This window comes from Sinorhizobium chiapasense (genome assembly GCF_045277575.1).
Classification (GTDB): Bacteria; Pseudomonadota; Alphaproteobacteria; order Rhizobiales; family Rhizobiaceae; genus Ensifer; species Ensifer chiapasense_A.
On sequence record NZ_CP144206.1, the window covers coordinates 2,582,346 to 2,608,579 of the forward strand.

A 26,234-nucleotide genomic window follows, 5' to 3' on the forward strand; every position below is an offset into this window, starting at 1 on the left:
TTAGTCAACAATAAAAATCATCGGCGGCGAAAGGCCGGGCCGAGGTGAAGGTTCGCTGTTGGCGGACAGTCAAAACGGAGAGGCGACATCGATGCCGGCGCTGATCAGAATCGGGCGAACGCTTCGGCGAACGTTGTTGCAGGCGGTTCCGACCATCCTCGGAATTGTGATCCTGAATTTCTTCCTTTTGCAGTTAGCTCCGGGCGACGCAGCCGATGTTCTGGCCGGCGAGGCGGGATCGGCGACGGAAGAAAGTGTTGCAGCCCTCAGAACCCGCTTCGGTCTCGATAGCCCGGTACTCGAACAGTTGGCGACCTATCTCGGCAATCTCGCGCAGTTCAGCCTTGGATTTTCGCCGCGCTACGGCATGCCGGTTGCCGACCTGATTGCCCAGCGCCTGCCCGGAACTTTGACGTTGATGGCGGTAGCGCTCGTCATCGCGATACTGCTCGGGGTCGTCCTGGGATCGCTGATGGCAACCTTTGCCGGACGGATCCCCGACCGACTTCTGTCGGTGTTCTCGCTGCTTTTTTACTCGATCCCGAGCTTCTGGATCGGTCTCATGCTGATCGTGCTCTTCTCCGTCAAGCTCGGCTGGCTGCCAAGCGGCGGCGCGGCGACGATCGGTTCGCAACTGAAAGGCTTTCCGGCGCTGCTCGACAAGGCGCGCTACATGGTGCTGCCGGCAACCTCGCTTGCGCTGTTCTATGTTGCGATCTATGCGCGGCTGACACGCGCCGCCATGCTGGAGGTCAAGAACCAGGATTTCGTTCGCACCGCCTATGCCAAGGGTTTGACGTCGTTTGGCGTGACCGCCGGGCACATACTGCGCAACGCGCTGATCCCGATCACGACCATGGCCGGAATACATATCGGTGGCATGCTCGGCGGCGCCGTTGTGGTGGAAACCGTCTACAGCTGGCCGGGCCTCGGAAGACTTGCCTTCGAGGCGGTGATGGGGCGAGATTTCACCGTGCTCCTCGGCATCCTGCTTCTGTCCTCTCTTCTCGTCATTGCTGCCAATGCCACAGTGGACCTCGTCCACGCCTGGCTCGATCCTCGAATTGGAGCGCGCTGATGTCCACCACCGAATTCGGAGCGGTCCCTGCCGTCACGGGCGGCGCCTATGCTGCCCCCACCACGACCGAGCAGGCAACCGCGCCGGAACGTCCAGCCTGGTCCAACGTAAAGGCGCCCGACGCGCGCTCCCAGCACAGTGCTGCGGTCGCAGTTACCAACGGGCGAAGGGCGCTGAAGGTCTTTCTCGCCAACCCCAATGCACTGTTCGGGACGGCATTTCTCGCGCTTGTGATCGCTATCGCGCTGCTCGCGCCCGTGTTTTACCCCGACGACCCCCTGTCGATGGTTGGAAAACCATTCCTCTGGCCGGGGCAGGATCCCGCTTTCCCGCTCGGTACGGATTCGCTCGGTCGCGACGTCCTGGCCGGCATTCTGCACGGGTCGCGCATCTCCCTTTTCGTCGGGCTGATGGCAACGGCACTCGGTCTTGCCTTCGGCGTCTTCGTCGGCGCGATTGCCGGCTACTTCGGCGGTTGGGTCGATGATCTCCTGGTCAGGCTCATCGAGATTTTCCAGACCCTGCCGAGTTTCGTGCTGCTCGTCGTTCTGGTCGCAATCGTCCAGCCGTCGGCAACCACGGTGACGCTTGCGATCGCCGTCATCTCCTGGCCGATGGTCGCGCGGCTGACCAGGGCCGAGTTTCGCGCGACCCGCGAGAAGGATTTCGTCATGGCCGCCCGCAGCCTCGGCTTCGGCCATGGACGGATCATCTTTCGCGAGATCCTGCCGAACGCGCTGCCGCCGATCATCGTCACCTCATCGGTCATGGTCGCAACCGCAATCCTGATGGAATCGGCGCTCTCCTTCATGGGCCTTGGCGACCCGAACGTCGTGAGCTGGGGTTCGATGATCGGCACTGGCCGTGAACTGGTCAGGACCGCCTGGTACCTGACAGCGCTTCCGGGTCTGGCGATCGTCTTTACGGTACTTGCGCTCAATCTTATCGGCGACGGGTTGAACGACGCCCTCAACCCCCGCTTCACGCAGGATCGTTGACGATGGCGCCGCTGCTTCAGGTCGAAAACCTCACCATCGGCTTCCCGCGCGCCGAACCGGTCCGAAGCCTTTCCTTTGAGGTCGGCGCCGGCGAGACGCTGGCGATCGTTGGAGAATCCGGCTCGGGCAAATCGCTGACGGCGCTCGCCCTGATGCAGTTGTTGCCACGTGCGGCAAAGGTGACCAGCGGCCGCATCGTCTTCAACGACCGCGATCTTCTCACCCTAGATGTGCGCGAGGTGCGGCAGCTGCGCGGACGCGACATCGCAATGATCTTTCAGGAGCCGATGACGAGCCTCAATCCCGTCATGTCGATCGGTCGGCAGATCGGCGAAGTGCTGAAGGTCCATGAGAAGCTCTCGGGCAGGGCGGCGCGCGAACGCGCGATCGAATTGTTGAAGCTCGTGCGGATCCCGGCCGCAGAAAAGCGGGTCGACGACTATCCGCACCAGCTTTCGGGCGGCATGCGCCAGCGGGTCATGATCGCCATGGCGGTTGCCTGCCGACCGAAACTGCTGATAGCCGACGAGCCAACGACGGCGCTTGATGTGACGATCCAGGCGCAGGTGCTCGACCTGCTCGATACGCTCAGGCGCGAACTGCAGATGGCGGTGGTGCTGATCACCCACGATCTCGGCGTCGTCGCGCAATGGGCCGACAAGGTCGTCGTCATGTATGCCGGCCGCAAGGTCGAGCAGGCGCTGCCCGGCGATCTCTTCAACGATCCGCTGCATCCCTATACGCGCGGGCTGCTTTCAGCTTCGCCGCGCCTGAAGAACGACTTTCACTATCTGAACGGTCGCTTGACCGAGATCCCAGGATCAATCGTCTCGGCGGCAGGGGAGGCCGGCTGTCCCTTCCGGCCGCGGTGTGGCCAGGCGCGCGCGAGCTGCGGTCATCAGGTGCCGCCGCTGATTGCGCGAACGCCGGACCGCCTCGTCGCCTGCCCGTTCACCTCGTCCCTCAAGGCCATTCATAATGCCGCTTCTCTCAGCCTCTGATCTCAAGACCCATTATAAGACCCGCGACGGGCTGCTGCGCTCGGTCGATGGTGTCGATCTCGTAGTCGAGCCTGGCGAGACCGTCGGGCTTGTCGGCGAAAGCGGCTGCGGCAAGTCGACCCTCGGCAAGACCCTCCTGCGCCTGGTCGATCCGACCGAGGGGCGAATCGAATTCAAGGGCGAGGACATCACCACACTCGACCAGGGGCGGCTCAGAAACGTCCGCAAGTCGATCCAGATGATCTTCCAGGATCCCTTCGCATCGCTCAATCCGCGACACACGATCGGTGAGATCCTGGAGGCGCCGCTGATCGTGCACAAGGCCGGCAATCGGACCGAGCGCCGTCGTACGGTCGCCAGCATCATCGCCAAGGTCGGGCTGCCCGCCGACGCCATCAATCGCTACCCGCACGAATTCTCAGGTGGGCAGCGGCAGAGGATCGGCATTGCCCGTGCGCTTCTGCTCAACCCGGATCTGATCGTCTGCGACGAGCCCGTTTCGGCGCTCGACCTGTCGATCCAGGCACAGATCCTCAATCTCCTGGTCGAAATGAAGAAGGAGTTCGGTCTCTCCTATCTCTTCATCAGCCACGATCTGTCGGTGGTGCGGTATTTCTGCGACCGGGTTCTCGTCATGTATCTCGGCCGTATTGTGGAAAGCGCCGACAACGAGACGCTCTGGTCGGATCCGCGCCATCCTTACACGCGCGCCCTGATGGCCGCCGTGCCCGATCCCTCGCGGCCGAGGCAGGCGGCACCCCTCGGCGGCGATCTCCCGAGCCCGAGCAACATCCCGTCGGGCTGTCGGTTCCACACCCGCTGTCCGCTGGCGACCGAGCTTTGCCGCGTCGCTGAGCCTGAATTCCGCTCCATCAAGCCCGGCCACCAGGTGGCCTGCCATGTGGCGGAGCACATCAACTGAAATGGAGAACTTGAATGGTTGAGTATCGCTATCTTGGGCGCAGCGCCCTCAAAGTGTCGCCGCTGACGCTCGGGTCGATGATGTTCGGTAACCAGACGCCGGACGACGTCGCCTTCCGCATCATCGACAAGGCGCGCGAACAGGGCATCAACTTCATCGACACGGCCGATGTTTATCACGACGGAAAGTCGGAGGAAGTGGTCGGGCGCGGCATCAAGGCGCATCGCGACCACTGGGTGGTGGCGACGAAGTTCGTCAATTCGCGCCAGAAAGGGCCGAACCTCGGCGGCTATTCGCGCAAATGGGTCTACCAGACGGTCGAGAATTCGCTGCGCAATCTCGGCACGGACTACATCGACATCCTCTATTTCCACCGCGCCGTCTTCGATGCTCCGCTCGAAGAGCCGGTCAGGGCGATCGCCGACCTGATCAAGGCCGGCAAGCTGCGCTATTTCGGGGTTTCGAATTTCCGGGGCTGGCGCATCGCGGAAGTCGCCCATCTCGCCGATCAGCTCGGCATCGACCGACCGATCGCCAGCCAGCCGCTCTACAACATCGTCAACCGCACCGCCGAGGCCGAGCAATTGCCGGCCGCTGCCGCCTACGGTCTAGGTGCCGTATCCTACAGCCCGCTCGCCCGCGGCGTCCTGACGGGCAAGTACAATCCCGGCGAAGCACCGGCGGCCGATACCCGCGCCGGGCGCGGCGACAAGCGTATGCATGACGTGGAGTTTCGCGATGAATCGATCGCGATCGCCAAGCAGATCGCCGCCCACGCTCAGGCTAAGGGTATTGCTGCCGCCGATTTTGCGCTCGCCTGGGTGCTGAACAATCGGCTGATCACCTCGACCATTGCAGGCCCACGCACCGAAGAGCATTGGGATAGTTATATCCGGGCCCTCGACGTCAAGCTCGATGCGGAAGACGAGGCCCTGGTCGATCGTCTGGTCGCGCCCGGTCATCCGTCGACGCCGGGCTTCACCGATCCCGGCCATCCGCTCGAGGGTCGCGAGCCGCGTTTCGGAGCCGCGGGGGCCGAGATTATTCCGCTTATCCGTTCACAGCGCGTCGCCTGACGCGTCGCGACCGGCGCCGTCCGGCCAATGGCTGTCGAATTGCAAGAAGCCCTGGATCATTGATCCGGGGCTTCGTTTTGGCATCCGTCACTCTGCCGCCGCCGCCTGATCGTGCCGCAGTCCGAGAAGGCGCCGAGCATTGCCGCCGGCGACGAGACGCGCCTCCTGCTCATTCAATCCGGCCTGCGCCTGGCTCTGCCGCAACGCGTCTGCGTTGAGCGCTGCAAGGATCGGCCAATCCGTGCCGGCGAGGACGCGTTCGGCACCAAAGAAGCGGGTCAGCGTTCGAATGATGTCGGGATCATGCCCCATGGTGTCGAAATAGATGTTGGGCCGCCGTCCGGTCACCCGCTCGGCGCGACCGTACATGCCGCCGCGCGCGGCCTGCACGATTGCGCCAAGACCGAGCGTGGCAAAGATAAGGTGCAGATCCGAGAGCTCGTCGAGCAGAGAAGACTGAATGATCGACAGGAACGCAACACCGTTCATCAGCCCACGCCCGAGTGAGGTGCCGAGATTGCCGGCGCCTTTGATCAGAAACTCGGCGTTCGGATGCGCCACGGGATGCACGAACACTGGCACCTTGTGGCGCGCCGCGACTTCGAGTGTTGGTCTGACTGCGGGATCGGCGATGAACTTGCCGTCGCGCGAACTGTCGATCACCAGACCGGAAAGGCCGAGATCCACGATCGCCCGTTCGGCCTCGCGCGCCGCTTCCTCACCGGCAAAAGCATCGATGGCGGCAAATCCGGTCAGCGTCCGGTATTCGCGTGAAAGTGCTGCCAACCAGTCATTGGCTTGCCGTAGGGCTGAAAGTGGCACGGCCCCGTCCATTCCGAAGAGGCTTTCGATCGTCGCGGTGACCACGGCAAGCGAGACGCCGTTTTGCTGAAGCTCGTCGACCAGCGCCTGGGGCGTGGTGATCTTTCGGTGTATCTCCGGCGCGAATGCGCCAGCGGGCTTTTCATATTTGCCGCCGGGGCGCCAGGCTGGCGGCCAGAGGTGGGCATGGATGTCGACGATATCGAGCGGCGCGGTCATTCGGCGGCAACCTTTCTCGCTTCGCGCTCGGCCACGCCGGCTTTGACGAGCGGCACGACATCGCGTCCGTAGGTGACGGTATCCTCCGTCGGGTAGAAGCCACGGACAAGGAAGTTGGAAACGCCGGCGTCGTAGTAGTCGAGGATGGCGTCGGCGACTTGTTCGGGCGTTCCGACCAGCGCGGTCGAGTTTCCGCCGGCGCCACTTGCTTCCGCGACTTCGGTCCAGAGCCGCTTATCGAGGACCTTGCCACGGCTGGCGGCCTCCCGCAGGCGAACGGAACCGACATTCGACGGCAGTTTCTCGCCGTTGCCGCCGGTCGAGCGCGCAACCTGCGACTTGACCTTATCGAGGATATCCGCCGCCTTTGCCCAGGCTGCGTCTTCGGTTTCCGCCACCACGGTGCGAAAGGCGAGAGTGAAGCGGATATCGTCGGCCGCACGACCATTGGCGATCGCCGCCGCCCGCACCTTGTTGATGGTTTCCCGCGCGCCGTCGAGCGGCTCGCCCCAGAGCGCGTAGACATCCGCATGCTTGCCGGCAACCGCGATGGCTGCGTCCGACGAACCGCCGAAGGAGATAGGGATCCGAGGCTTCTGGAAGGGTTTCACCTGGCTGAAGGCGCCCTTGAACTTATAGAAGTGGCCCTCGTGATCGAACGGCTGATCGCTCTCCCACACCTTCTTCAGTACCTGCAGATACTCGTCGGTGCGGGCGTAGCGTGTATCGTGATCGTCGAAGTCGCCGTCGCGGGCCTGATCCGTGTCGGATCCACCGGTGATGATATGCACCCACAAGCGGCCCTCGGAGAACTGGTCGAGCGTCGCAAGCTGGCGCGCGCCGAGCGTCGGGGCCATCAGGCCAGGCCGATGGGCAAGCAGCGCCCCGATTCGCTCGGTCTGGCTGAAAACGTAAGCCGCGATCTGGTTGTTGTCGGGCCATTGTGCGAATTGGCCGATTAACAAACGATCAATGCCCGCCGCCTCCGCCGCTTGAACGTGATTGCGAATATAGGTCTTGTCGATGACCGGACCCGAAGCGGGCACGATATCGGACCCTTCCCTGTTGGACGTGTGACCAATGAATTCAGGGCGCATGGAGAACTCCTTCAAAAGGCTAGGCGCGTAAAAAGCATTAATCTATTTATTTGATGTATTTTGTCGATTGATTTTTGCCGGCGGATCTTGGGATGGATTGTCGCGCGCTCGTCCAAACGAGAACTTTTCCTCCGTAGTGGCGGCGTTGCCGCACCCTGATTTCGTCCTCGGGCACCTCAGGGACGCGGCATTCAGTGTGCACTGAGTAGCTTTTTTCAGAAAAGCCGTAGACTTTAGAAATACACTATCTCGATAAAGTTAGTATATTTTATAAGATCTACCTAACAGCCCGTCCGGGTGCTGCAGAAATCGGCGTTGCCTGTGCTTCGCCTGCTTGGGGATACTCAGATGACATCAAGACAGACAGGGACTTTGAAACCGACGCGCCGCGCGTTCCTCCTCTCCTCCGTTGCGCTCGCGACGGCAATTGCCGTGCCAATGCTGCCGGTGCCCTCGTTGGCGGCGGGCGAGCCGCCGCGCGGCGGCAGCGTCTCGATCAATATCGGCACTGAGCCGCCGGTTCTGGTGCTTATCGCCCATAGCGCTGGCGCCGCCTACTACATCAGCGGCAAGGCGACCGAGAGCCTGCTGACCTATGACAAGGATTTCAATCCTCAGCCGCTGCTCGCCACGGAGTGGACGGTGAGCGAAGACGGCCTGCGCTACTGGTTCAAGCTGCGTCAGGGTGTTCGTTGGCACGATGGCAAGGATTTCACCGCTGAGGATGTCGCCTTTTCAATCCTGGCTTTGAAGGAGAACCATCCGCGCGGTCGTGCGACCTTTGCCCACGTAGAAGAGGCAAACATCCTCAATTCGCATGAGGTGGAGCTTATCCTTTCAAAGCCGGCGCCCTACCTTTTGACCGCTTTTGCCAGCTTCGAGGCGCCGATCGTTCCAAAACATCTCTACGAAGGGACGAAGATCGCGGAAAATCCGCACAACGTCGCGCCGGTTGGCACTGGCCCCTACAAGTTCGTCGAATGGGTTCGCGGCAGCCATGCGCTTTTCGTCCGAAACGAGGACTATTGGGGTTCCCCCAAGCCCTATCTCGATCAGATTATCTTCCGCTTCATCATCGATCCGGCTGCAGCCGTCGCCGCGATCGAGACGGGCGAAGTGCAGGTCTCCACGGCCAATCTGCCGCTGACCGACATCGATCGCCTGAAGGCCAATCCGAACCTCGTCGTCGATACCGACCCGGCACCCTATTCTCCGAGTATCGCCCGCGCCGAGTTCAATCTCGAGAACAAATATCTGGCCGATATCAAGGTCCGCCATGCGATTGCGCACGCGGTCGACAAGGACTTCATCGTCAACACTGTCTACCTCGGCTACGCCACCCGGCTCGATGGGCCGGTCAGCCCGGATCTCGCGAAGTTCTACACGCCGGACCTCCCCAAATACGAGTTCGACCCGGCAAAGGCCGAAAAGCTCCTGGACGAGGCAGGCTATGCGCGCGGGGCCGATGGTTTCCGCTTCAAGCTGTTCATCGACCCGACCCAGCCGTCCGGTCCTCCCAAGCAGACGGCGGAATACATCGCACAGGCCCTTGCCAAGGTGGGCATCAAGGTGGAACTGCGGACGCAGGACTTTGCGACCTTCGTCAAGCGCGTCTTCACCGATCGCGATTTCGATATCGCCATCGAAGGCATGAGCAACCTTTACGACCCGACCGTCGGCGTTCAGCGTCTTTACTGGTCTAAGAACTTCAAGCCCGGCGTGCCCTTCACCAACGGCTCGAAGTATTCGAACCCGGAGGTCGACCGACTGCTTGAAACCGCCGCAGTCGAGATCGACCCGAAGAAGCGGCTGGAACTTTTCAATGAGTTCCAGAAGCTGGTGGTTCAGGACCTGCCGACGCTCGATATCGTCACGCCGGCAGTGATCACCGTCTACGACAAGCGGGTGAAGAACCTGAAACTGGGTGTCGAGCATCTCTGGAGCAACGGGGCGGACATCTATCTCGACGGGCAATCGTGAATGATCGCGACGACGTAATCGTCGAAGGCGCCAGTGCAGCCGGAATGGTACCCGGCTGCGCTTTCCTTTTCATCAGTCGGAGTTGACATGTGACGATAACCAAGGCGCTGACCGCTTCCCGCCCAACACGCGCGGAACTTCTCGCGCGCATTCCTGGCTTCGTATCCGAGGTCGCCAAGGGCGCGGCCGAGCGAGATCTGTCGCGCACACTCCCCTTCGAAGCCTTCGAGCTGTTCCGCGAACTGGAACTTGGGACCCTCCGCGTCCCGGTTGCGCTCGGTGGGCCGGGCGGTTCGGTTGCCGACTATATCGAGATGATCGCCGCGATCGGTACCGCCGATTCCAACGTCGCACATGCACTTCGCTCCCATTTCAACTACGTCGAAAACGTCATCCTGAGCGACCCGCGCGAGCGGGATGCCGGCGCCGTCGAACTGATCCTTGCTGGCAAGCTCTTTGGCGGCGCCCATACCGAACAGGGCACCGCCCGCCCAGGGCAGGTGACGACGACGATCGTCAGGCAGGGTGACACCTACAGGCTCAACGGTCGCAAATGGTACGCAACGGGCACCGCCTTCGCCGACTTTGCCTCGTTCAGTGCGCTGGACGAGGAAGGGCAGGCGGTCGGCGTTCTCCTGCCGGTCGATAGGCAAGGCATCACCATTCTCGACGATTGGGATGGAATGGGGCAGCGCCTGACCGCGAGCGGCGGTGTGATCCTCGACAATGTCGAGGTGTTCCCGCACGAACTGGCCCGCCGCGCACTCGACAATCTCGTTGGCCGCCATTGCTCGACCTTGCGCCAGTTGCACCTGGCCGCAAGCGCGGCCGGTGCGGTGCGTAATGTCCTCTCCGACGGCCTTGCCTATGTCCGCAAGCAGGCGCGCTCAGCCGCCCACAGCAGCGCCGAAACGGCCAATCAAGATCCGTTCGTCCAGCAGGTGATCGGCGAAATTGCTGCAAACTCCTTCGCCATCGATACGGCGGTCGCCGCCGCCGCAGAAGTGCTGGACCGCACGGTCGCCGCCCTCGGCGGCGGAACCGACGTCGAGATCGAGGATGCCTTGATTGCCAGCGCGCTTTCGACGGCCCGAGCACAGCTCGTACTTGGTCAGCTCGGATTGCGAAGCGCCGAACGAATGTTCGAACTGGGTGGTGGGTCGGCGACCTCCCGCAACAACAATTTCGATCGGCACTGGCGCAATATCCGCACGGTCCTCAACCACAACCCGCTCCAGCACAAGTCGCGTGTGTTGGGCGACTACCTGCTGAACGGCACGACCACGCATTTGAGGGAAGGAAAGGTGTTTTGACTGCACGCCTGTCAAAACAGGGGCGCCGCAGGTTCCCCATGATGAGCGCGTACCCGCAGGATTTAACTGAGCTGCGCGGAGACTTGGTCGAAAAGTTCTCGAACTGAGCGTACGCTTCAAACGTCGCCGTGCACTGCTTGTTCCAAATTGATCGCCTAATGTGTCGACTGGAATGAGCTTTCGGTTGGAGTCGACTGCGGGGGGAGTTCGCCAGCTTCTTGGATCACCGATTACATCGCAGCCGGAATCCAAGTCTTGCGACATGTTTCACCGCTGCAAGCCCCTTGATATCGCCGTGCCCGTTCGATGGAGGGCACAGGCGGCAGGAACCGTTGATCCCACAAAAGTGTCTGGTCATCCAGTGTTGCACAGTGCCGCCCGCCAATTTGAGTGCTTCCAAAAGCGTATCCGTCGAGCCCTCCTGAACCCGGAGTGAATGGTGCCTTCAGCATAGGTTCGATTGGCCTTCCCTAAAACAAAGCTGTTCAAACCGCGGTCCCGACCGCCTATGGAGATGCTATCATGATCCGCAATGCTCTCGTCGCATCCGCGCTCGCCGCTCTTGTCGGCACCACTGCTACCGTCCCGGCCATGGCCAACGATGTGCGCATTGAACAATACGGCTGGTCAAATTCGGCTGGTGGCGCCCAGAGTGGTTTCAGAAACCGCATTCGGGTCCACCAGAACGGTCGTTTCAACACGATGATCAGCCAGCAGCGCGGCCGGCATAACCTTTCCGCGATAGGTCAGGAAGGCGCCGGCAACTACGGTGCCACCTACCAGAACGGCAACCGCAATGTGGCCGGTGTCGGCCAGTTCGGTTCCAACCATACGACGATCCTTACCCAGGATGGCAACGGCAACATCGCTGCCGGTGTGCAGGTTGGCCGCGGCTGCGATGCCAATGTTAGCCAAGGCGGCAACGGTAACGTTGCCGCCTTCGTCCAGGCCTGCCAGTAGCCGGAAACATCGGCCGGGCGGCCGCGGAAAAGGTGCCGCGGCTGCCCATGAGTTACCCCAGGAGGCGTCTCATGCATCGCATCCTCTATCGTCCCCGCCGCATGATGGCGGCACTCGCCTTGCTTTTCGCTACCGCCAGCGCGTTGGCGACCTACGCTGCCGCCGACCACTCAGATGGTCCAGTGCGCTGCGAGATCCGTGCGACGCCGGATGGCGACACGGTGACGCTGGAGGCGCTCGTCCATGCCGATAGAAGTGTGAGCGGCGGCTATTCCTTCCATGTTGAAGGTGCCGATGGGAACGGGAACTCAGATGTGGAGCAGAGCGGCACTTTCAGTGCCACGCCCGGACGGCCTGCCACGCTCGGTACGGTCACGCTCGAGGCGAACGGCACGGTCTACGACGCCGACCTCGACATTAGGGTGGGCGGCAAGAAAGTCAGTTGTGATGAGCGCGTCAGCGGCGCGACATCCAAGGCGCGTCATCGTGGATCCGGATATGGAGGCTGACGTGGCCACGAAGATTGTTTTGCGAAATCCCCAACTCAGTGGCCTTGGCTATCGCTCGTCCCCCACGCATCGTCATTGAGCGTCCTTGGCGCCGTGCGTCATCGTCCCGCTTCCTTGGGCACTCGCCTTCCCTTACAATGCCGTTCGGACACTGAGGAGTTCCGCCATGAGCGAAGACACCTTCAACATGTCGATTCGCAAGTTCCTAAAGGAAGTCGGCATTACCTCACAGCGCAAGATCGAGGAGACGGTGCGCGAAGGGCAGATCGGCGGCAAGAAGCTGAAAGTCCACATGACACTGACAGCGGAAGGCACCGGACTCAACCACGTGATCGACGGCGAGATCGAACTTCCGTAAGCTTAAGGGGGGCGCCGGCCCCAGCCAGGAGCACGCCCTGATACCGCTCGATGCAGGCGTTGGTGGAGGTCCAGGATGGCCGAAAAGGAGGAGTTGGCATTTTTGAAGGCCTTCGCCGGGATCGGACCTTCCAGCCGGGGTCGCGATCGATAGCCTTGCCTAAATTGTCACCCCAATAGGTTAGCCGCCCTGTTCTCGGCAGGCGAGAAGAGTAGCGGCAAAAGCTCGGGGCATCTGATGGGACGGTCACACCAGCACGACCCGTATATGCAGCTCTTCCTTTGCGGTGACGTCATGACCGGGCGGGGCCTCGATCAGGTGCTGCCCGTTCCATCCAACCCGGTTCTACATGAGGACCATCTTCGATCAGCCCGAGACTACGTCCGTCTGGCGGAGCAAGCACACGGGCCGATTCCGCGGTCGGCGGGGCCAACCTATATCTGGGGCGTGGCATTGGATGAGCTCGAGCGTGTGCGCCCTGATGTCCGCATCATCAATCTCGAAACGGCCATAACCCGCAGCAATGATTACGTCCCGAAGGGCATCAACTATCGGATGAGCCCCGAAAACGCATCCTGTCTTGTCCCTGCCGGCGTGGACTGCTGTGTCCTTGCCAATAACCACGTTCTTGATTGGGGACCCGTTGGCTTACTCGACACTTTGGCGGCGTTGGACCGCCTGCAAATCAAGACCGCCGGTGCCGGGCCTGACCTGGCCGAAGCGAGTGCGCCGGCCGTCCTTGAGAGGGGTAACAAAGGGCGCGTGCTCGTGTTTGCGCTTGCGACGCCGACGGCTGGGACACCACGAAGCTGGGCCGCGGCAAGCAACAGGGCAGGCGTGAGTTTTCTGCCGGATCTTACTCCGACCAGTGCCCGTGACGTTGCCGATCATATCGTCAGGATGAAGCGGCCACGGGATGTGGTAATCGTATCGATTCATTGGGGGCCCAATTGGGGGGATGATATACGCGCCGGTCAGCGGCAATTTGCGCATGCGCTTATAGACGATGCCGGCGTGTCGATCGTGCACGGACACTCATCGCACCACGCCAAGGCGATCGAAGTCTACCGCACCCGTCTCATCCTTTATGGCTGCGGGGACTTCCTCAATGACTATGAAGGGATTGCCGGGCACGAGGAGTTTCGGAGCGATCTGCGTCTGATGTATTTCGCCGGCATCAACCCGGCGAATGGCGAGCTTTCGACGCTTGAAATCGTCCCGCTGCAGGCACATCGGTTCACTCTCGTTTATCCCTCCAAAGAGGACGTCGAGTGGCTCGGCAAAACCCTCGACCGGAACAGCCGGCGGCTTGGGACTGGCGTGCGACCAGAGCTGGGTGGGCGGTTTACCTTGTCGTGGTCAAGCGCGAACAAATCGGGGCAATGAAGATGTCTCCACGGCGCACACGACGATTGCGGTGATCTATGTCAGTATGACATGTGGGTTGGTGCAGTCGACCTCTGAAACATCATCGGCCTCTATGCGTTTTATGACGAGACGGCAAATTGAGGCTTCAAATGTCCATCCATATGAGAGATATCGGCGAGGCGGTGCTCGGATTGTTCCAGTGGCACCATGCTGAGGACGAGCCCGAGTTGAACGACGATCAGCGTTTGCTTATTGAGGCTTATCGTTCTGGTCAGGTGCCTGACGCGGCCTGGCAGGAGCACCTGGAGCACGACCCGCAGCTTGCACGGTATTGGCGGGCGAATCCGCGGGACTAGTCATCTACCCGGATTGCGTTCGTAACGGGTTCCCGGCTAGTTTGCGACGTCTGTGAATTCGACCGCTCAGACAGAAGGCTCTTGAACCCCTTCGCTCTCTAACTCGTGTTCAGGGATCACAGCCTCTGTCGCGTCATTTTCGCTGCGACAGGTCTCCAGTTCCTCTTTTCCCCTGCGACGGATTGTGCCCATCAGTTTTGCCAGCACGCTGGCTGCGGATTGCTCGTGGCGACTTTCCCAACGTTGCGTCAACGCCTCGATAATGCCCGAAGCCATCCGTGCTAACCACCCATAGACCCACTCTATAAGCGACCTATGAGCACCTCTGCGGCATTGCCAAGCCAGTAGTGGTCGGGTTGCAGTAAAGACTTTTTTGAAGCGCATCACTCGGATGAACTCGCGATGAAGCTTAATGGGGGCTCTGAGAAACGATGGATCATTTTACGTCGACCGTGGTTCCGTTTCGCAGCCTTCGAACCCGAAGGCTTGACGAAAAGAGGAACCCAGGATGCGGATTTCCATTATTCTCGGCTTCTGCTTGCTATCGTCGCCCGTTTCGGCCCATGACGCACTGAGTGGATGGACTTATCCACCGTCTTGCTGCGCGAACTTCGATTGTCGGGAAGTGCCGGCTGCCGACATCAGCGAGCGTCCGGAAGGCTTCATCGTAAAAGCGACCGGCGAGACTATTCCCTACAAGGACGCAAGGATCCGAGATTCGCCCGATGGCGAGTACCATTGGTGTTCAGTGAACGGCTCCAAGAGCGGGCGCACCGTCTGCCTGTTCGTGCCGCCGCGCGGTTTCTAAACCACGTCGACCGCGTGGGGAACTGCACACTCGCCGCACGGAAGGATCAGTCCGCATCCTATGTCTTCCGCCGCCCTTTCGGACAGTTTTCCATCTGGCTGCCATTTGCCTGCTGAACTGATCGATGTTTCAACAGTCAGGGCAAATCGGATTCTGCAATGCAACTACGACCTCTTGCCTGAAGAGACCGCGACCGCCTCTGCCGGCCCGTGTTGGCCTTGCTCGCATGGGTCGAAGTCACCAGAGAATCGTTGGCACTCTCGTCAAGAGTTCACCAAGCGCCCCGAAGAAGACTTCTGCCGCGGCTCCAATCTCGGCATGCGCAGTGACAACAACCAACCCCAAGATGGAGATCGCGGATCCAAATCGGACGGCAGGGCTGCCGTCGCCACCAGGAGACACCGTGGGAATGGACGTGTCGAACGATGACCAGTTGCCATGAAGAAGGTTGTCGTTTGCGGCGCGCAAGAGCCGAGTCGCTCGAGGACCTCTGAGGCGGCTTTTTTCGCATATCCCGGGAAATGTCTCGCAGATTGAGTTAGACATCTGGCGTATCCATGACCAATTTGAACGACACTAATCTTAGGCAGACCAGTTAGAACCGGCCGTTCCCAGGGAAACTGAATTTCCGCCTTTTGGTCCTGTGGGGAGCTGTACCCATTTCAGGGGATGACGAGTATTCGCAGGCGTTATCAGGGCGATCGCCTGCGCCAGTCGGGCCAAATGCCCGGCATTCCTAAGAAACAATCAGGCGGTCACTGCCACGGCTCGCAAAATCGCCGTCTTGTTCTACAACGCCCTGCGGCACGGTATGGAATACAGCGATCCGGGAGCCTCCCACTACGAGGACAATTACCGCCGACGCATCCTGACTAATCTCGAGCGGAGGGCAAAGTCGCTTGGGTATGTCCTACAGCCCACGCCAATGCCCGCCTGATTGTTTCTTAGGAATGCCGCAAATGCCTGTCCGTCATCGCTGCGTTGCGCGAGGATATCTACCGCTGGGATGAGACCGATCCGGCTATCGAACACCTGATGGCGTTGACACGCTGACCTCCGGATGCCCCATCCTGCTGATGGGACATGTCTGTTGCTTAATCGCTTTCGCCCGGAACGAGTGCCATGGGCCAGAGCAGTCGTGCGGGTTTCGCCGGGTAGACGTGGGCGAAAGCCGGCATCGTGCCAAGCAGGGATTCGGCAAGTGCAATGCCGAGGTCACGTAGCGACAGGCTGAATGATGTTAGGCGGGGCGACAGGAATTGCGAATGCGGACTCTGACGACCGATGATCGCAAGATCTCGCCCAGGTTTTATTCCCGCTTCCACCAGCCCGCGATAAAGGCCGACGGTAATTGCTTCGTTGATCAGTACGATCGCCGTCGGACGGTTCTGAAGCGCGCTCAGTTCACGGGCGATCTGGTAGCCTCCGGCCTCGTTCGGAGTCGAACGAAAGACGTGACGCTCGTCGAGGCGAAGCCCGTGGCTGGCAAGGGTTGCCCGGCACTGATCCTCGAACACATAGCCGAGGTTCATGTCGTCATGCGGTCGCGTGATGGCAATGTTCTTGTGACCCCGGGCGACGAGCCGGTCGATGGAAGCCTCGGCCATGCCCTCGAAATCCAGGTCGAGCCACGGCTGGCCGACATCGGTCAGGCTTCGTCCGAGAGTAATGAACGGGATCTTGCGCTTGGCCAGCAGTTCGAAGCGGGCATCGTGCCGCCGGGTCGCCGAGAGGATGATGCCATCGGCAAAACCACGGGCAACGACGCGCTTCAAATAGTCGTTCGGATCCTCCTCAGAGGAGCAGAGCAGAGCGACCAGATCGAGCTTGTGACGCGCAAAAACGGTCTGAACACCATCGAAGACGCTCATGAAGAAGGTATCACCCTGGCCGGTGATTTCAGTGCCGGTCTGCATCATGAAGCCGATGACGCCAGTTGCTCCCTTCCGGAGGGCGCGACCCGATTGGTTGGCGACGTAACCAAGGGATTCCGCTGCTTCCAGCACCCTTTTTCTCGTCTCCTCGTTGACGTCGGGCTTGCCGTTCAGCGCACGGGACACCGTGCCGATCGAAATATCGAGGTGTTCAGCTAGCTCGCGAATTCCCTTCATTTTTCCGCGTTCCTCCTGAGACCCGCGACCGGCCATTTTCTCACCTCTTGACATAAAAACCCGTTGCCGCATAGTATCGTAAACGTTTACGGAAGCCAATTGAGGAGTTGCCGCTTCCGTTTCTTGGAGGAAATCACTTGAGACACAGGGCCGTTTTGTGCGGGTGCGGAGCTATGGCCAAAGGCTGGCTGAGGGCTCTGACAGAGAGCAACTCTCTTCGAGGGAAGGTGGCGATTGTCGGCCTTGTCGATCTCAATCGGGCGACCGCTGAAGCGCTCGCCGCCGAATTCCACCTTGGCGACATCCTGATCGGCACGGACCTGCCGGAGGTTCTTCGCGAAAGCCGGGCTGATTTGCTCTTTGACATCGTCGTTCCGGCGGCGCGGCGCGCAGTGGTGGCCGCCGGTCTCGCTCATGGTTGCCATGTGCTGAGCGAGAAGCCGATGGCCGCCACGCTCGAAGAGGCGCGCGAGTTGCGCCGACTTGCGACCGAGGCCTCGCGTATCCATGCGATCGTGCAAAACCGACGTTTCATCGATGGCGTTCGCCGTATACGCCGCCTCATCCAGTCCGGCAGCCTCGGCGAGCTGACGGCGTTGCATTGCGATTTCTTCCTCGGTCCGCATTTCGGGGGCTTTCGCGAACAGATGGACAATGTCCTTTTGCTCGACATGGCGATCCACACCTTCGATGCGGCCCGCTTCATGTCCGGCAAGGAGCCGCTTGCTGTCTATTGCCACGAATACAATCCGCAGGGTTCCTGGTATCGCCACGGCGCGGCCGCCAATGCGATCTTCGAATTTTCCGACAATGTCACCTTCAGCTATCGCGGTTCCTGGTGCGCCGAGGGCGCCAACACCAGTTGGGAAAGCGCGTGGCGAATTGTCGGCTCCAAGGGAACTTTGCTGTGGGATGGCGGTGAGCGTTTCGAGGCCAATGTGGTCACAGGCAGCGAGGGTTTCCTGCGTACCGTCGAGCCGATCGCAGTGCCCGAGGCCGAAGACCGTGCTGACACGCACGGGCACGCGAGCGTCATCGAGCGTTTCGTCCAAGCCATCGACGCCGGAACCGTGCCGGAAACGGATGGCAGCGACAACATCAAAAGCCTTGCCATGGTCTTCGGCGCGATCGACAGCGCGCGGGATGGCAAGCGCGTCACCATCGCAGCCTAGGGAGCCAATTTTGAAAAACCCCAGAAACTCCATTCGCATCGGAACGATGATTTCGGCCACCAAGGGCGGCGCAGACAAGCGCATCAGCCAGATCGCCGACATGGGCTTCGAGAGTTTCGAGCCCTTCTTCTGGCAGACGACCAACGGGCAGGATCTCGCCGAACTTGGCAAGCGTTGTGTGGCCGCCATCGGCGACCGCGATATCACCATCTCCACGCTCGGCATGTTCGGCAATCCGTTGGAGACGACCGCGATCGACGAGGAAACCTTGCAGGGCTGGCGGGATTGCATCGACAATGCCCACCACTTCGGCGCCACATGCGTTGCCGGTTTCACCGGCCGCCTTCGGGGCAAACCGCTCACCGACAGCTTGCCGCGCTACAGGGAAATCTGGTCGGAGCTGTCAAAACGCGCGGCCGACAGGGGAGTGAAGATCGCATTCGAAAATTGCGCGATGGACGGCAACTGGCATACCGGGGACTGGAACATCGCCCATAATCCGGACGCTTGGGAACTCATGTTCAACGAGACGCCGGACGACCACATCGGGCTCGAATGGGAACCATGCCATCAGATGGTCTATCTGATCGATCCGCTGCCGCAGATCCGCAAATGGGCGAAGAAGATCTTCCACGTGCACGGCAAGGACGCGACCATCCGCTGGGACGTCATCCGCGAACACGGAATTTTCGGCAAGGAAAAGTTCGTCTTCATGCGCACGCCCGGCTTTGGCGACACCAACTGGACCGACGTGCTCTCCGAGCTTCGGCTGGCCGGCTGGTCCGGCTCGATCGATATCGAAGGCTGGCACGATCCGGTTTATCGCGACGATCTGGAGATGACCGGCCAGGTCCATGGATTGAACTACCTCAAGACGTGCCGGGGCGGCGACTTTGTCGTCGACCCGGTCTGAGACGTGCATGCCGGCCGGCATGGAGGATGCCGGCATTGGGATAACCAAAGGAGGAGAAAATGGCTATCCGCGGTTCCGCAATCCTGGGCGCTCTCGCCCTTGCAGGTGTCTCTTTGTTCGGTCTCTCTGCCAAGGCGGACGATGTCACGATCAGCGTCTGGTCGCTCGATCGCGATATCCAGCCCGCACCGAACCTGATAGCGGACTTCAACAAGCTGAACACCGGCATCAAGGTCGAGTATCGCCAGATCCAGTTCGACGATGTCGTCAGCGAGGCGATGCGTGCCTATTCGACCGGGCAGGCGCCCGACATCATCGCTGTCGACAATCCGGAACATGCACTGTTCTCGTCGCGCGGCGCATTCCTCGATCTCACCGACATGATCGCCAAGTCGAGCGTGGTGAAGACGGCGAACTATTTTCCAGGACCTCTCGCCTCCACCATGTGGGACGGCAAGAACTACGGCCTGCCCAAGGCCACCAATACGATCGCGCTTTACTACAACAAGGACATGTTCAAGGCGAAGGGGCTCGATCCCGACAAGCCGCCACAGACTTGGGCCGAACTGGTTGATGCGGCCCGCAAGCTGACGGACCCCGCCGCCAACGTCTACGGGCTCGCGTTTTCGGCCAAGGCGAGCGAGGAAGGGACATTCCAGTTCCTCCCCTGGGCGCAGATGGCCGGCGGTGGTTACGAGCACATCAATTCGGATGGCGCCGTCAAGGCGCTCGACATCTGGAAGACGATCATAACCGAAAAACTGGCCTCGCCGGATACGCTGACCCGCGGTCAATGGGACTCGACCGGCACGTTTAATTCCGGTAACGCCGCCATGGCCATCTCCGGTCCGTGGGAGCTCGACCGGATGGTGAGCGAAGCGAAGTTCGACTGGGGTGTCGCGCTGCTGCCGGTGCCGAAGGTCGGTGCGGAGCGTTCGTCGGCCATGGGTGATTTCAACTGGGCGATTTTCTCGAACACGCAGCATCCTGCCGAAGCGTTCAAGGTGCTTGAATACTTCGCCTCCCAGGACGACCGCATGTTCAAGGACTTCGGGCAGCTTCCGGCCCGTTCCGATATCGCTATCCCCGAGACAGGCGTGCCGCTGAAGGACGCGGCTCTCAAGGTCTTCATCGAGCAGCTCAAGTTTGCAAAGCCGCGCGGGCCCCATCCGGAATGGCCGAAGATCTCGAAGGCAATCCAGGATGCAATCCAGGCGGCTCTGACCGGACAGATGACCTCGAAGGACGCACTCGACCAGGCGGCTGAAAAGATAAAGGCGGTGCTTGGCTAGAAGCCCCGGGCAAGGCGGCCCGCACGTTTCCGGACTGACCGGAGCAGCCGGCCGCCTTTCACACGCGCTCAATCGCGGCGCTCGGGCGGAAACCGCAAAACCACGCCGCCTGTTATCGGCGTGCTCCCACACGTTCTAACTTGCAGGCCGAGTTGTGCAAGCCATGTGTGCTGGCGCCTTGGCGGCGGAGGAGCCCATGAAACGCTTTCTATCCAGCATGATCGACGGCCGCGGCTTCGATATCGGACTTGTCAGCCTGCCGCTCGCCTTCCTGCTCACTCTGTCCGGTCTGCCGCTGCTCTACAATATCGTCATGAGCTTCCAGGAGGTCGACATGTTCAGCCTGGGCAGTTTCTGGCGCCCCTTCGTTGGTCTCAAGAATTATCGCGATCTGTTCGCCCAGCCGGAAACATGGCCGATCCTTGCCAATACCGCGACCTTTGTCATCGCCTCGATCACCGGTCAATTCCTGGTCGGTTTCGGCCTGGCATTGTTCTTCTGGACGAATTTTCCAGGTGCTTCGTGGCTGCGGGGTCTGTTCCTGGTGTCCTGGGTGATGCCCGGGCTTGTGGTCGGCGCAATCTGGAACTGGATCCTCTCGGGCGACTTTGGAGTGCTCAACTTTATCCTGCGCGAAACAGGTCTTATCGGTGGCAACATATTCTGGCGCTCCGATCCCGATTTTTCGCTGTGGGCGGTCATTATCGCCAACGTTTGGCTCGGCACATCCTTCAACATGATCCTGCTGTCCGTGGGACTGTCGGCCATCCCCCGCGATCTCTATGAGGCCTCCGAGTTGGACGGCGCCAATGTTTGGCAACGCTTCTGGACGATCACGCTGCCAATGATGCGCGCGTCGATAGGTGCCATCATCGCGCTCGGGCTTATCTTCACGCTGCAGCAATTCGATCTGTTCGCAGCCATCACCTCGGGAGGGCCGAACAATGCGTCGAACGTCACGCAATACTGGGCCTGGGATTTGTCGTTTCGGCAGTATGACTTTGCCAAGGGCGCGACGATCTCGGTCATCATGATCGTCTTCGTGATGATTGCCTCGGTCGTCTATGTACGCTCAACACGGCATGAGGTGCGCGGATGAGTAACGTATCCCGTGATCGTCTGCTTTTCGCAGTCGCCGTCATTCTCGCCGGCATCTATCTGTTCCCGCTCTACTGGATGTACATCACCACGATCAAGTCCGGGTCGGAGATGTTCGCCACGCCGCCGACCTTCTGGCCGACCGATCCCCAGTGGCAGATCTTCGGCAACGTCTGGCAAAGCCGGAATCTGGGCCGGTATATCTGGAATTCGCTGGTGATTGCCTGCGGGGCGGTCAGCGTCATCGCTGTGCTAGGTGTCGGCTGCGCCTATGTGTTGGCGCGCTACCGCAACATCTGGGTCGATATCGGGCTCTTCCTCATCCTCATGTTGCAGGTGCTCCCGGCATCGCTGATGGTGACACCGATCTTCGTGGGCTTTTCGCAAGTTGGACTGCTCAATTATCCGCGGCTTGCGGTCATCCTTGCGATTGCGGCGAAAAGCATGCCCTTCTTCGTCGTTCTGGTGCGCGCGACCTTCATGAGTGTGCCTCAGGAATTGGAGGAAGCGGCACTCGTAGACGGCAACTCCAGGGTCGGCGCCTTCTTCAACATTGTCCTGCCGCTGGCACGAAACGGCATCCTCGTCAGCGCCATCCTGATCTTCATGCAGGCCTTCGGAGAATTCGTCTATTCGAAATCGATGATCCAAGCTGTCGAACTTCAACCGGCCAGCGTCGGTTTGAACTCCTTCATGGGGCCGAACACCAATGAATGGAACAACATCATGGCGTATGCGGCGATCTACGTGACGCCGATCCTCGCCATCTTCGTCCTCCTGCAACGCCGCATCGTCTCTGGCCTCACCTCGGGAGCGCTCAAATGACCGCCCAGATCGAACTGACCAACGTCAACAAGTACTATGGCGCCTATCATGCGCTGAAGGATATTGAGCTTTCGATCAGAAGGGGCAGTTTCACCGCTCTCGTGGGCCCTTCGGGTTGCGGCAAGTCGACACTGCTGCGGTCCCTGGCCGGCCTTGAGAGCATATCGTCCGGCACCCTGAAGATCGACGGCGAGGTTATGAACTCCGTGCCTCCGCGCAAGCGGGATGTGGCGATGGTGTTCCAGTCATACGCGCTCTACCCGCACATGACGGTCGAGGAAAACCTGACCTACAGCCTGCGCATCAAGGGCGTTGCCAAGGCCGAGCGCAAGAAGGCGGCAAATGAAGTCGCCGCCGTGACAGGGCTTACGCATCTGCTCGGGCGCTATCCGCGTGAACTCTCCGGAGGCCAACGACAGCGCGTGGCGATGAGCCGAGCGATTATCCGTCATCCGAAGGCGTTCCTCTTCGACGAGCCGCTCTCCAATCTCGATGCGGCACTTCGTGTACATATGCGAAAGGAAATTCGCGCGCTGCACGACCGGCTGGGCGCCACATCGGTCTATGTTACTCACGACCAGGTGGAAGCGATGACGATGGCGGACCATGTCGTCATCATGCGCGATGGAGTCGTCGAGCAACAAGGCAGCCCGCTTGAGCTTTATGACCGGCCGGCGAACAAGTTTGTGGCCGGGTTCATCGGATCTCCGGCCATGAATTTTTTGCCTGCGATCGGCGGCCAGGATGGGCAGTCGATCATCTTGGATCTCGGCGTCAAACAAACAATCGCCATCAACCGGAAAGTGCGGCCGGGGCAGGCCCTGAGCATCGGTTTGCGTCCAGAGCATATCGAGCTTGCTGCGCCGGATCAGGGCGTTCTCTCGGCGCCAGTGGCGCTGGTCGAATCGACCGGGGCGACCTGCTTTTTGACGATGGCAACGACGCCCGAGCTTTCGGTGGTCTTCAATGGCCGGTCGGAGACGCGAGCCGGCGACAGGGTCGGGCTGAACTTCGCCCCCGGCAGCATTCATCTTTTCGACGCCGAAACCGAACGGCGCGTGCCGGGCTGAGGGCAAATGGCTATCGGCCGGTAGCGCTCGCATGCGTCCCGCCCACGGGTTTGCCGACGCCCTTGCGATGGCGAAAGATCACATAAGGTATCGATCGAGCGACGGGTCACATTGGCCAAGAGGCTAATTGGATTCGGATGTGCGGATGATCACTACCCATCTTGCGAGAGGCCAGATAGATGGGGTGGCGCGATCGTCCCGGTTGTGCCTCTTCGCTTCAGTAACGTACTCGTTCGGATACAGGGTTTGGTTGAAAAACGTGCTGCCGCCTGGTTGTCCGAGCCTTTGCCGATGACTATGTGTGCGGCAACCAAGAAGGGATCAAACTCAATGCGTATTGTCACATTGTTGCTCGTACTCTCCGCGCTCGCCGGATGCGCCCAGACCGCCGGCGGTGCGAGCAGTGTCAGAGAGGATTACTACGGCGGTGACGGCGGTTTCTATGCGGGCGCGGTTGCCCCGCGCTGAAGCGGTGCCGGCGGCGCAGCAAGTGTGCTGCTGATGGTCGTGAAAACTCCGACAGCGACTGGGGCCTAACAAGCGAATCGACTCGCGTGACGGGACAGTGCCCTCGTTGGGGAACGCCTCAGCAAAGGCGCGCGTATACTTGAGGTTTTGTACCGAAAGTCCGTCATTTCAGGGCAGTCGCGCCGAAGATCCGCGGCGGGCCGATCGATGACGCTGCTGCCCCATCCCTCGGCGTTTTGGCGTGCCAAGATCTCGCGGCCGATGCTCCAGTAGAGCAGAACGAGTTCTCGGTTAACGGCAACGGTTGCCCTCAGGCGCACTGACTTGCCGCCGAGCGCGTGGACAAGCGGCGATTGTTTCGAGCGGGGGGGAGACTACCGTGCAGCGTGGCTGCCGAGATCTTTCATCCGATCTCGCTGGCGACAAACATCTGCGAATGTGGGAAACTGCGCGCATATGAAGCCCAACGATATCGTGGCGCCGCAGGAGCGGTCAGTGCTGTGGATCGAAAGCTTGCAGCCATCCTTTCAGCCGATGTTGTTGGTTACAGCCGCCTTACCGCGCTGGACGAGGAGGGCACGATTCGCGCACTCGATCTGTGCCGCAATCGGATCGCCGAATTGGTACGCGAGCATGGCGGCCGTATCTTCGGTAGCGCCGGTGACGGCTTTGTTGCCGAGTTCTCAAGCGCTGTTCAGGCCGTCCGGTGCTCCGTCGAAATCCAGCGCGGTCTTCTTAGCGTGTCAGAAGACCCCGAACGGCGCTTGGAATTCCGCATCGGCGTTAATCTCGGTGATGTCATTGTGTCGCGAGACGATCTGCTCGGGGACGGCGTCAATATTGCGGCTCGCCTGCAGGAAATTGCCGCTCCGTCAGGCATCTGCATTTCGGGATCCGTGCGCGAACATCTCGACGGCAAGGTGCCGTTTACGCTGACCAGCCTCGGTGAGCGCAGCTTGAAGAACATCCCCCGGCCAATTTTCGTCTTTCGGGTCGAATGGCAGCAAGGGACGCCTGTCGAAGGCGGCATCGCGTCCGCGCCATCATTTGCCGTCCGCCGTGACAAGGACCAGCCGTCGATCGCCGTCATGCCCTTCGACAACCTCAGCGGTCAGGGTGACGAATACTTCGTGGACGGCGTAGTGGAAGAGATTACCGCAGCGCTCTCTCGCGTTCGGGACTTCTTTGTCATCGCGCGCCAGTCCGCCTTCACTTACAAGGGACGTTTTGTCGACGTGCGTGAAGTCGGCAGGGAGCTCGGCGTCAACTATGTGGTCGAGGGCACCGTTCGCCGAGGCGGCGACCGATTGCGCATTTCGGTGCAGTTGATCGATGCCGAGACAAGAGCCCAGTTCTGGGCCGATCGTTACGAAGGCGCAATCGAAGATATTTTCGAGTTCCAGGATCTGATCGCGGCTCAGGTGGCAGGCGCCATTCACCCTGCCATCCGCGATGCCGAGATCGCACTGGCCAGGCGCAAGCCGCCGACCAGTCTCAGGGCCTATGATCTCATTATGCGGGCCTTCCCGAACCTCTGGGGCCGCCGCAAGGATACCAACAACCAGGCGATCGAGTTGCTTCAGCAAGCGATTGCCGTCGATCCGGGCTATGGCCGCGCACATGCACTCTTGGCGTGGTGCCATGCCTCGAACGCCTCCTACCTGTGGACCGAACAGCCGGAACGTGAGCTGGAAAGGGCGCGCGCGGCGGTCGAAGCCGTGGGCTCGATCAGCGATGATCCAACCGCGCTGACTGCCGCCGGCGCGGCATTAAGCATCTGCGGTGACCAGAAGCGCGCCACCACCTTTATCGAAAAGGCGCTCGCGCTTGATCCAAACAATGCCTGGGCATGCGCGCGTCTGGGTTGGCTCGCCATTTACAAGGACGAAGCCTCGCAAGCGAGGGAACATTTCCAGCGTGGGATGGCTCTGAGTCCAAGGGATCCGTTTGTATTCAACATGAGATTGGGGATGGCCTTTTCCCTGGCCATGGAAGGTTGTCTTTCACAGGCCATTGCGATCGCCCATGAGGTCATCAACACCTATCCTGACGTGACCTGGTCCTACCGCCATCTCGCCGCTTGGTCGGCGATGAACGGAGACCTGGAGACCGCCCGATGGGCCGCGCAAAAGCTATTGGCGGCCGAGCCAGGCTTTACAATCGACCGGTATCGAGCGCTGCCCTGGTTTCGAAACATACCGCAATGGCAACATCAAATGGCCGAGGGCTTGCGGAAAGCAGGATTGCCCGAACGCTGATTGGTGTTGAAGCACGCGCCAACTCCGCTTTTAGCCGAGAGTTTGCTCGCTTGTGCAAAGCCAACCAAATGTCTCGGAAGGTTGAAGGGGCCATTCGTCATGAGCCCCGTGCACGGATTGTTGCGAGGATGTTCGCGTTCTGGGCCACGAAGATCCATAATG

The 26,234-nt window shown here is 60.6% G+C and carries 26 protein-coding genes and 1 pseudogene; 22 read left to right on the forward strand and 5 right to left on the reverse strand.

Annotated features, from left to right (window positions below; translation table 11 throughout):
- Positions 1-91 precede the first annotated feature (91 nt).
- The 5 genes from QM996_RS30840 to QM996_RS30860 are packed head-to-tail and all read left to right on the forward strand — an operon-like array spanning position 92 to position 5,075.
- The gene (locus QM996_RS30840) at positions 92-1,078 is read left to right on the forward strand and encodes an ABC transporter permease (protein WP_334197579.1); all 987 of its coding nucleotides are present in this window, start codon (positions 92-94) and stop codon (positions 1,076-1,078) included.
- Positions 1,078-2,076 (forward strand): ABC transporter permease, encoded by a 999-nt coding sequence (locus tag QM996_RS30845; RefSeq protein WP_334197580.1) that lies wholly within the window; start codon positions 1,078-1,080, stop codon positions 2,074-2,076. The genes QM996_RS30840 and QM996_RS30845 overlap by 1 nt, the downstream gene beginning before the upstream one ends.
- Positions 2,077-2,078: 2 nt before the next feature.
- A complete protein-coding gene (locus QM996_RS30850) occupies positions 2,079-3,077 on the forward strand; it encodes an ABC transporter ATP-binding protein (RefSeq protein WP_334197581.1) in 999 nt (332 codons plus the stop codon).
- Positions 3,055-3,999, forward strand: coding sequence for an ABC transporter ATP-binding protein (locus tag QM996_RS30855; protein WP_334197582.1), 945 nt, complete (start codon positions 3,055-3,057; stop codon positions 3,997-3,999). Before QM996_RS30850 ends, QM996_RS30855 begins: the two co-directional genes overlap by 23 nt.
- A 14-nt stretch (positions 4,000-4,013) precedes the next feature.
- Positions 4,014-5,075 carry an aldo/keto reductase gene (locus QM996_RS30860; protein ID WP_334197583.1) on the forward strand — a complete coding sequence of 354 codons (1,062 nt, stop codon included), beginning with the start codon at positions 4,014-4,016 and terminating at the stop codon, positions 5,073-5,075.
- An 87-nt stretch (positions 5,076-5,162) separates the two neighbouring features.
- Here the strand turns inward: QM996_RS30860 and QM996_RS30865 are convergent, their stop codons facing one another.
- Both QM996_RS30865 and QM996_RS30870 read right to left on the reverse strand, forming a co-directional pair.
- The gene (locus QM996_RS30865; protein ID WP_334197584.1) at positions 5,163-6,116 is read right to left on the reverse strand and encodes an amidohydrolase family protein; all 954 of its coding nucleotides are present in this window, start codon (positions 6,114-6,116) and stop codon (positions 5,163-5,165) included.
- Positions 6,113-7,213 (reverse strand): LLM class flavin-dependent oxidoreductase, encoded by a 1,101-nt coding sequence (locus tag QM996_RS30870; RefSeq protein ID WP_334197585.1) that lies wholly within the window; start codon positions 7,211-7,213, stop codon positions 6,113-6,115. The genes QM996_RS30865 and QM996_RS30870 overlap by 4 nt, the downstream gene beginning before the upstream one ends.
- A 348-nt stretch (positions 7,214-7,561) precedes the next feature.
- Between QM996_RS30870 and QM996_RS30875 the strand changes: the two genes are divergently transcribed.
- From QM996_RS30875 to QM996_RS30905, 7 genes are all read left to right on the forward strand, one after another.
- Complete coding sequence (locus QM996_RS30875; protein ID WP_334197586.1) at positions 7,562-9,193, forward strand: ABC transporter substrate-binding protein; 1,632 nt, start codon at positions 7,562-7,564, stop codon at positions 9,191-9,193.
- Positions 9,194-9,282: 89 nt separating this feature from the next.
- Entirely contained in the window at positions 9,283-10,506 is a 1,224-nt protein-coding gene (locus tag QM996_RS30880; protein WP_334197587.1) for an acyl-CoA dehydrogenase family protein, read from the forward strand.
- Between the two features lie 522 nt (positions 10,507-11,028).
- Positions 11,029-11,466 carry a curlin gene (locus tag QM996_RS30885; RefSeq protein WP_334197588.1) on the forward strand — a complete coding sequence of 146 codons (438 nt, stop codon included), beginning with the start codon at positions 11,029-11,031 and terminating at the stop codon, positions 11,464-11,466.
- 71 nt (positions 11,467-11,537) lie between these two features.
- Positions 11,538-11,975, forward strand: coding sequence for a curli-like amyloid fiber formation chaperone CsgH (gene csgH, locus QM996_RS30890; protein ID WP_334197589.1), 438 nt, complete (start codon positions 11,538-11,540; stop codon positions 11,973-11,975).
- 166 nt (positions 11,976-12,141) lie between these two features.
- The gene (locus tag QM996_RS30895; RefSeq protein ID WP_334197590.1) at positions 12,142-12,333 is read left to right on the forward strand and encodes a DUF6494 family protein; all 192 of its coding nucleotides are present in this window, start codon (positions 12,142-12,144) and stop codon (positions 12,331-12,333) included.
- Between the two features lie 267 nt (positions 12,334-12,600).
- Positions 12,601-13,719, forward strand: coding sequence for a CapA family protein (locus tag QM996_RS30900; protein WP_500270447.1), 1,119 nt, complete (start codon positions 12,601-12,603; stop codon positions 13,717-13,719).
- Positions 13,720-13,850: 131 nt separating this feature from the next.
- Positions 13,851-14,057 carry a hypothetical protein gene (locus QM996_RS30905; RefSeq protein WP_334197592.1) on the forward strand — a complete coding sequence of 69 codons (207 nt, stop codon included), beginning with the start codon at positions 13,851-13,853 and terminating at the stop codon, positions 14,055-14,057.
- A 66-nt stretch (positions 14,058-14,123) separates the two neighbouring features.
- On the opposite strand, the gene QM996_RS30910 is transcribed toward QM996_RS30905, so the two are convergent.
- Positions 14,124-14,333 carry a hypothetical protein gene (locus tag QM996_RS30910; protein WP_334197593.1) on the reverse strand — a complete coding sequence of 70 codons (210 nt, stop codon included), beginning with the start codon at positions 14,331-14,333 and terminating at the stop codon, positions 14,124-14,126.
- Positions 14,334-14,565: 232 nt separating this feature from the next.
- Between QM996_RS30910 and QM996_RS30915 the strand changes: the two genes are divergently transcribed.
- Entirely contained in the window at positions 14,566-14,865 is a 300-nt protein-coding gene (locus tag QM996_RS30915; protein WP_334197594.1) for a hypothetical protein, read from the forward strand.
- Positions 14,866-15,613: 748 nt separating this feature from the next.
- Positions 15,614-15,802: pseudogene (locus tag QM996_RS30920) on the forward strand (IS110 family transposase); the annotation flags it as partial.
- Positions 15,803-15,959: 157 nt separating this feature from the next.
- Here QM996_RS30920 and QM996_RS30925 read toward each other — a convergent pair.
- The gene (locus tag QM996_RS30925) at positions 15,960-16,976 is read right to left on the reverse strand and encodes a LacI family DNA-binding transcriptional regulator (protein ID WP_334197595.1); all 1,017 of its coding nucleotides are present in this window, start codon (positions 16,974-16,976) and stop codon (positions 15,960-15,962) included.
- 137 nt (positions 16,977-17,113) lie between these two features.
- On the opposite strand from QM996_RS30925, the gene QM996_RS30930 reads away from it, so the two are divergent.
- From QM996_RS30930 to QM996_RS30960, 7 genes are all read left to right on the forward strand, one after another.
- Entirely contained in the window at positions 17,114-18,148 is a 1,035-nt protein-coding gene (locus QM996_RS30930; protein WP_334197596.1) for a Gfo/Idh/MocA family protein, read from the forward strand.
- Between the two features lie 10 nt (positions 18,149-18,158).
- Positions 18,159-19,061: a sugar phosphate isomerase/epimerase family protein gene (locus tag QM996_RS30935; RefSeq protein ID WP_334197597.1), complete on the forward strand. Its 903-nt coding sequence runs from the start codon at positions 18,159-18,161 to the stop codon at positions 19,059-19,061.
- Positions 19,062-19,120: 59 nt separating this feature from the next.
- The gene (locus tag QM996_RS30940) at positions 19,121-20,353 is read left to right on the forward strand and encodes an ABC transporter substrate-binding protein (RefSeq protein WP_334197598.1); all 1,233 of its coding nucleotides are present in this window, start codon (positions 19,121-19,123) and stop codon (positions 20,351-20,353) included.
- Between the two features lie 196 nt (positions 20,354-20,549).
- Positions 20,550-21,452: a carbohydrate ABC transporter permease gene (locus QM996_RS30945; RefSeq protein ID WP_334197599.1), complete on the forward strand. Its 903-nt coding sequence runs from the start codon at positions 20,550-20,552 to the stop codon at positions 21,450-21,452.
- Positions 21,449-22,276, forward strand: coding sequence for a carbohydrate ABC transporter permease (locus QM996_RS30950; RefSeq protein ID WP_334197600.1), 828 nt, complete (start codon positions 21,449-21,451; stop codon positions 22,274-22,276). Before QM996_RS30945 ends, QM996_RS30950 begins: the two co-directional genes overlap by 4 nt.
- Positions 22,273-23,346: an ABC transporter ATP-binding protein gene (locus tag QM996_RS30955; protein WP_334197601.1), complete on the forward strand. Its 1,074-nt coding sequence runs from the start codon at positions 22,273-22,275 to the stop codon at positions 23,344-23,346. Before QM996_RS30950 ends, QM996_RS30955 begins: the two co-directional genes overlap by 4 nt.
- A gap of 330 nt (positions 23,347-23,676) precedes the next feature.
- A complete protein-coding gene (locus tag QM996_RS30960; RefSeq protein WP_173519127.1) occupies positions 23,677-23,814 on the forward strand; it encodes a hypothetical protein in 138 nt (45 codons plus the stop codon).
- Positions 23,815-23,879: 65 nt separating this feature from the next.
- Here QM996_RS30960 and QM996_RS30965 read toward each other — a convergent pair whose 3' ends face one another.
- Entirely contained in the window at positions 23,880-24,134 is a 255-nt protein-coding gene (locus tag QM996_RS30965; RefSeq protein WP_500270448.1) for a DUF1016 N-terminal domain-containing protein, read from the reverse strand.
- A 180-nt stretch (positions 24,135-24,314) separates the two neighbouring features.
- Between QM996_RS30965 and QM996_RS30970 the strand changes: the two genes are divergently transcribed.
- Positions 24,315-26,072 carry an adenylate/guanylate cyclase domain-containing protein gene (locus tag QM996_RS30970; protein ID WP_334197602.1) on the forward strand — a complete coding sequence of 586 codons (1,758 nt, stop codon included), beginning with the start codon at positions 24,315-24,317 and terminating at the stop codon, positions 26,070-26,072.
- Positions 26,073-26,234: the final 162 nt, after the last annotated feature.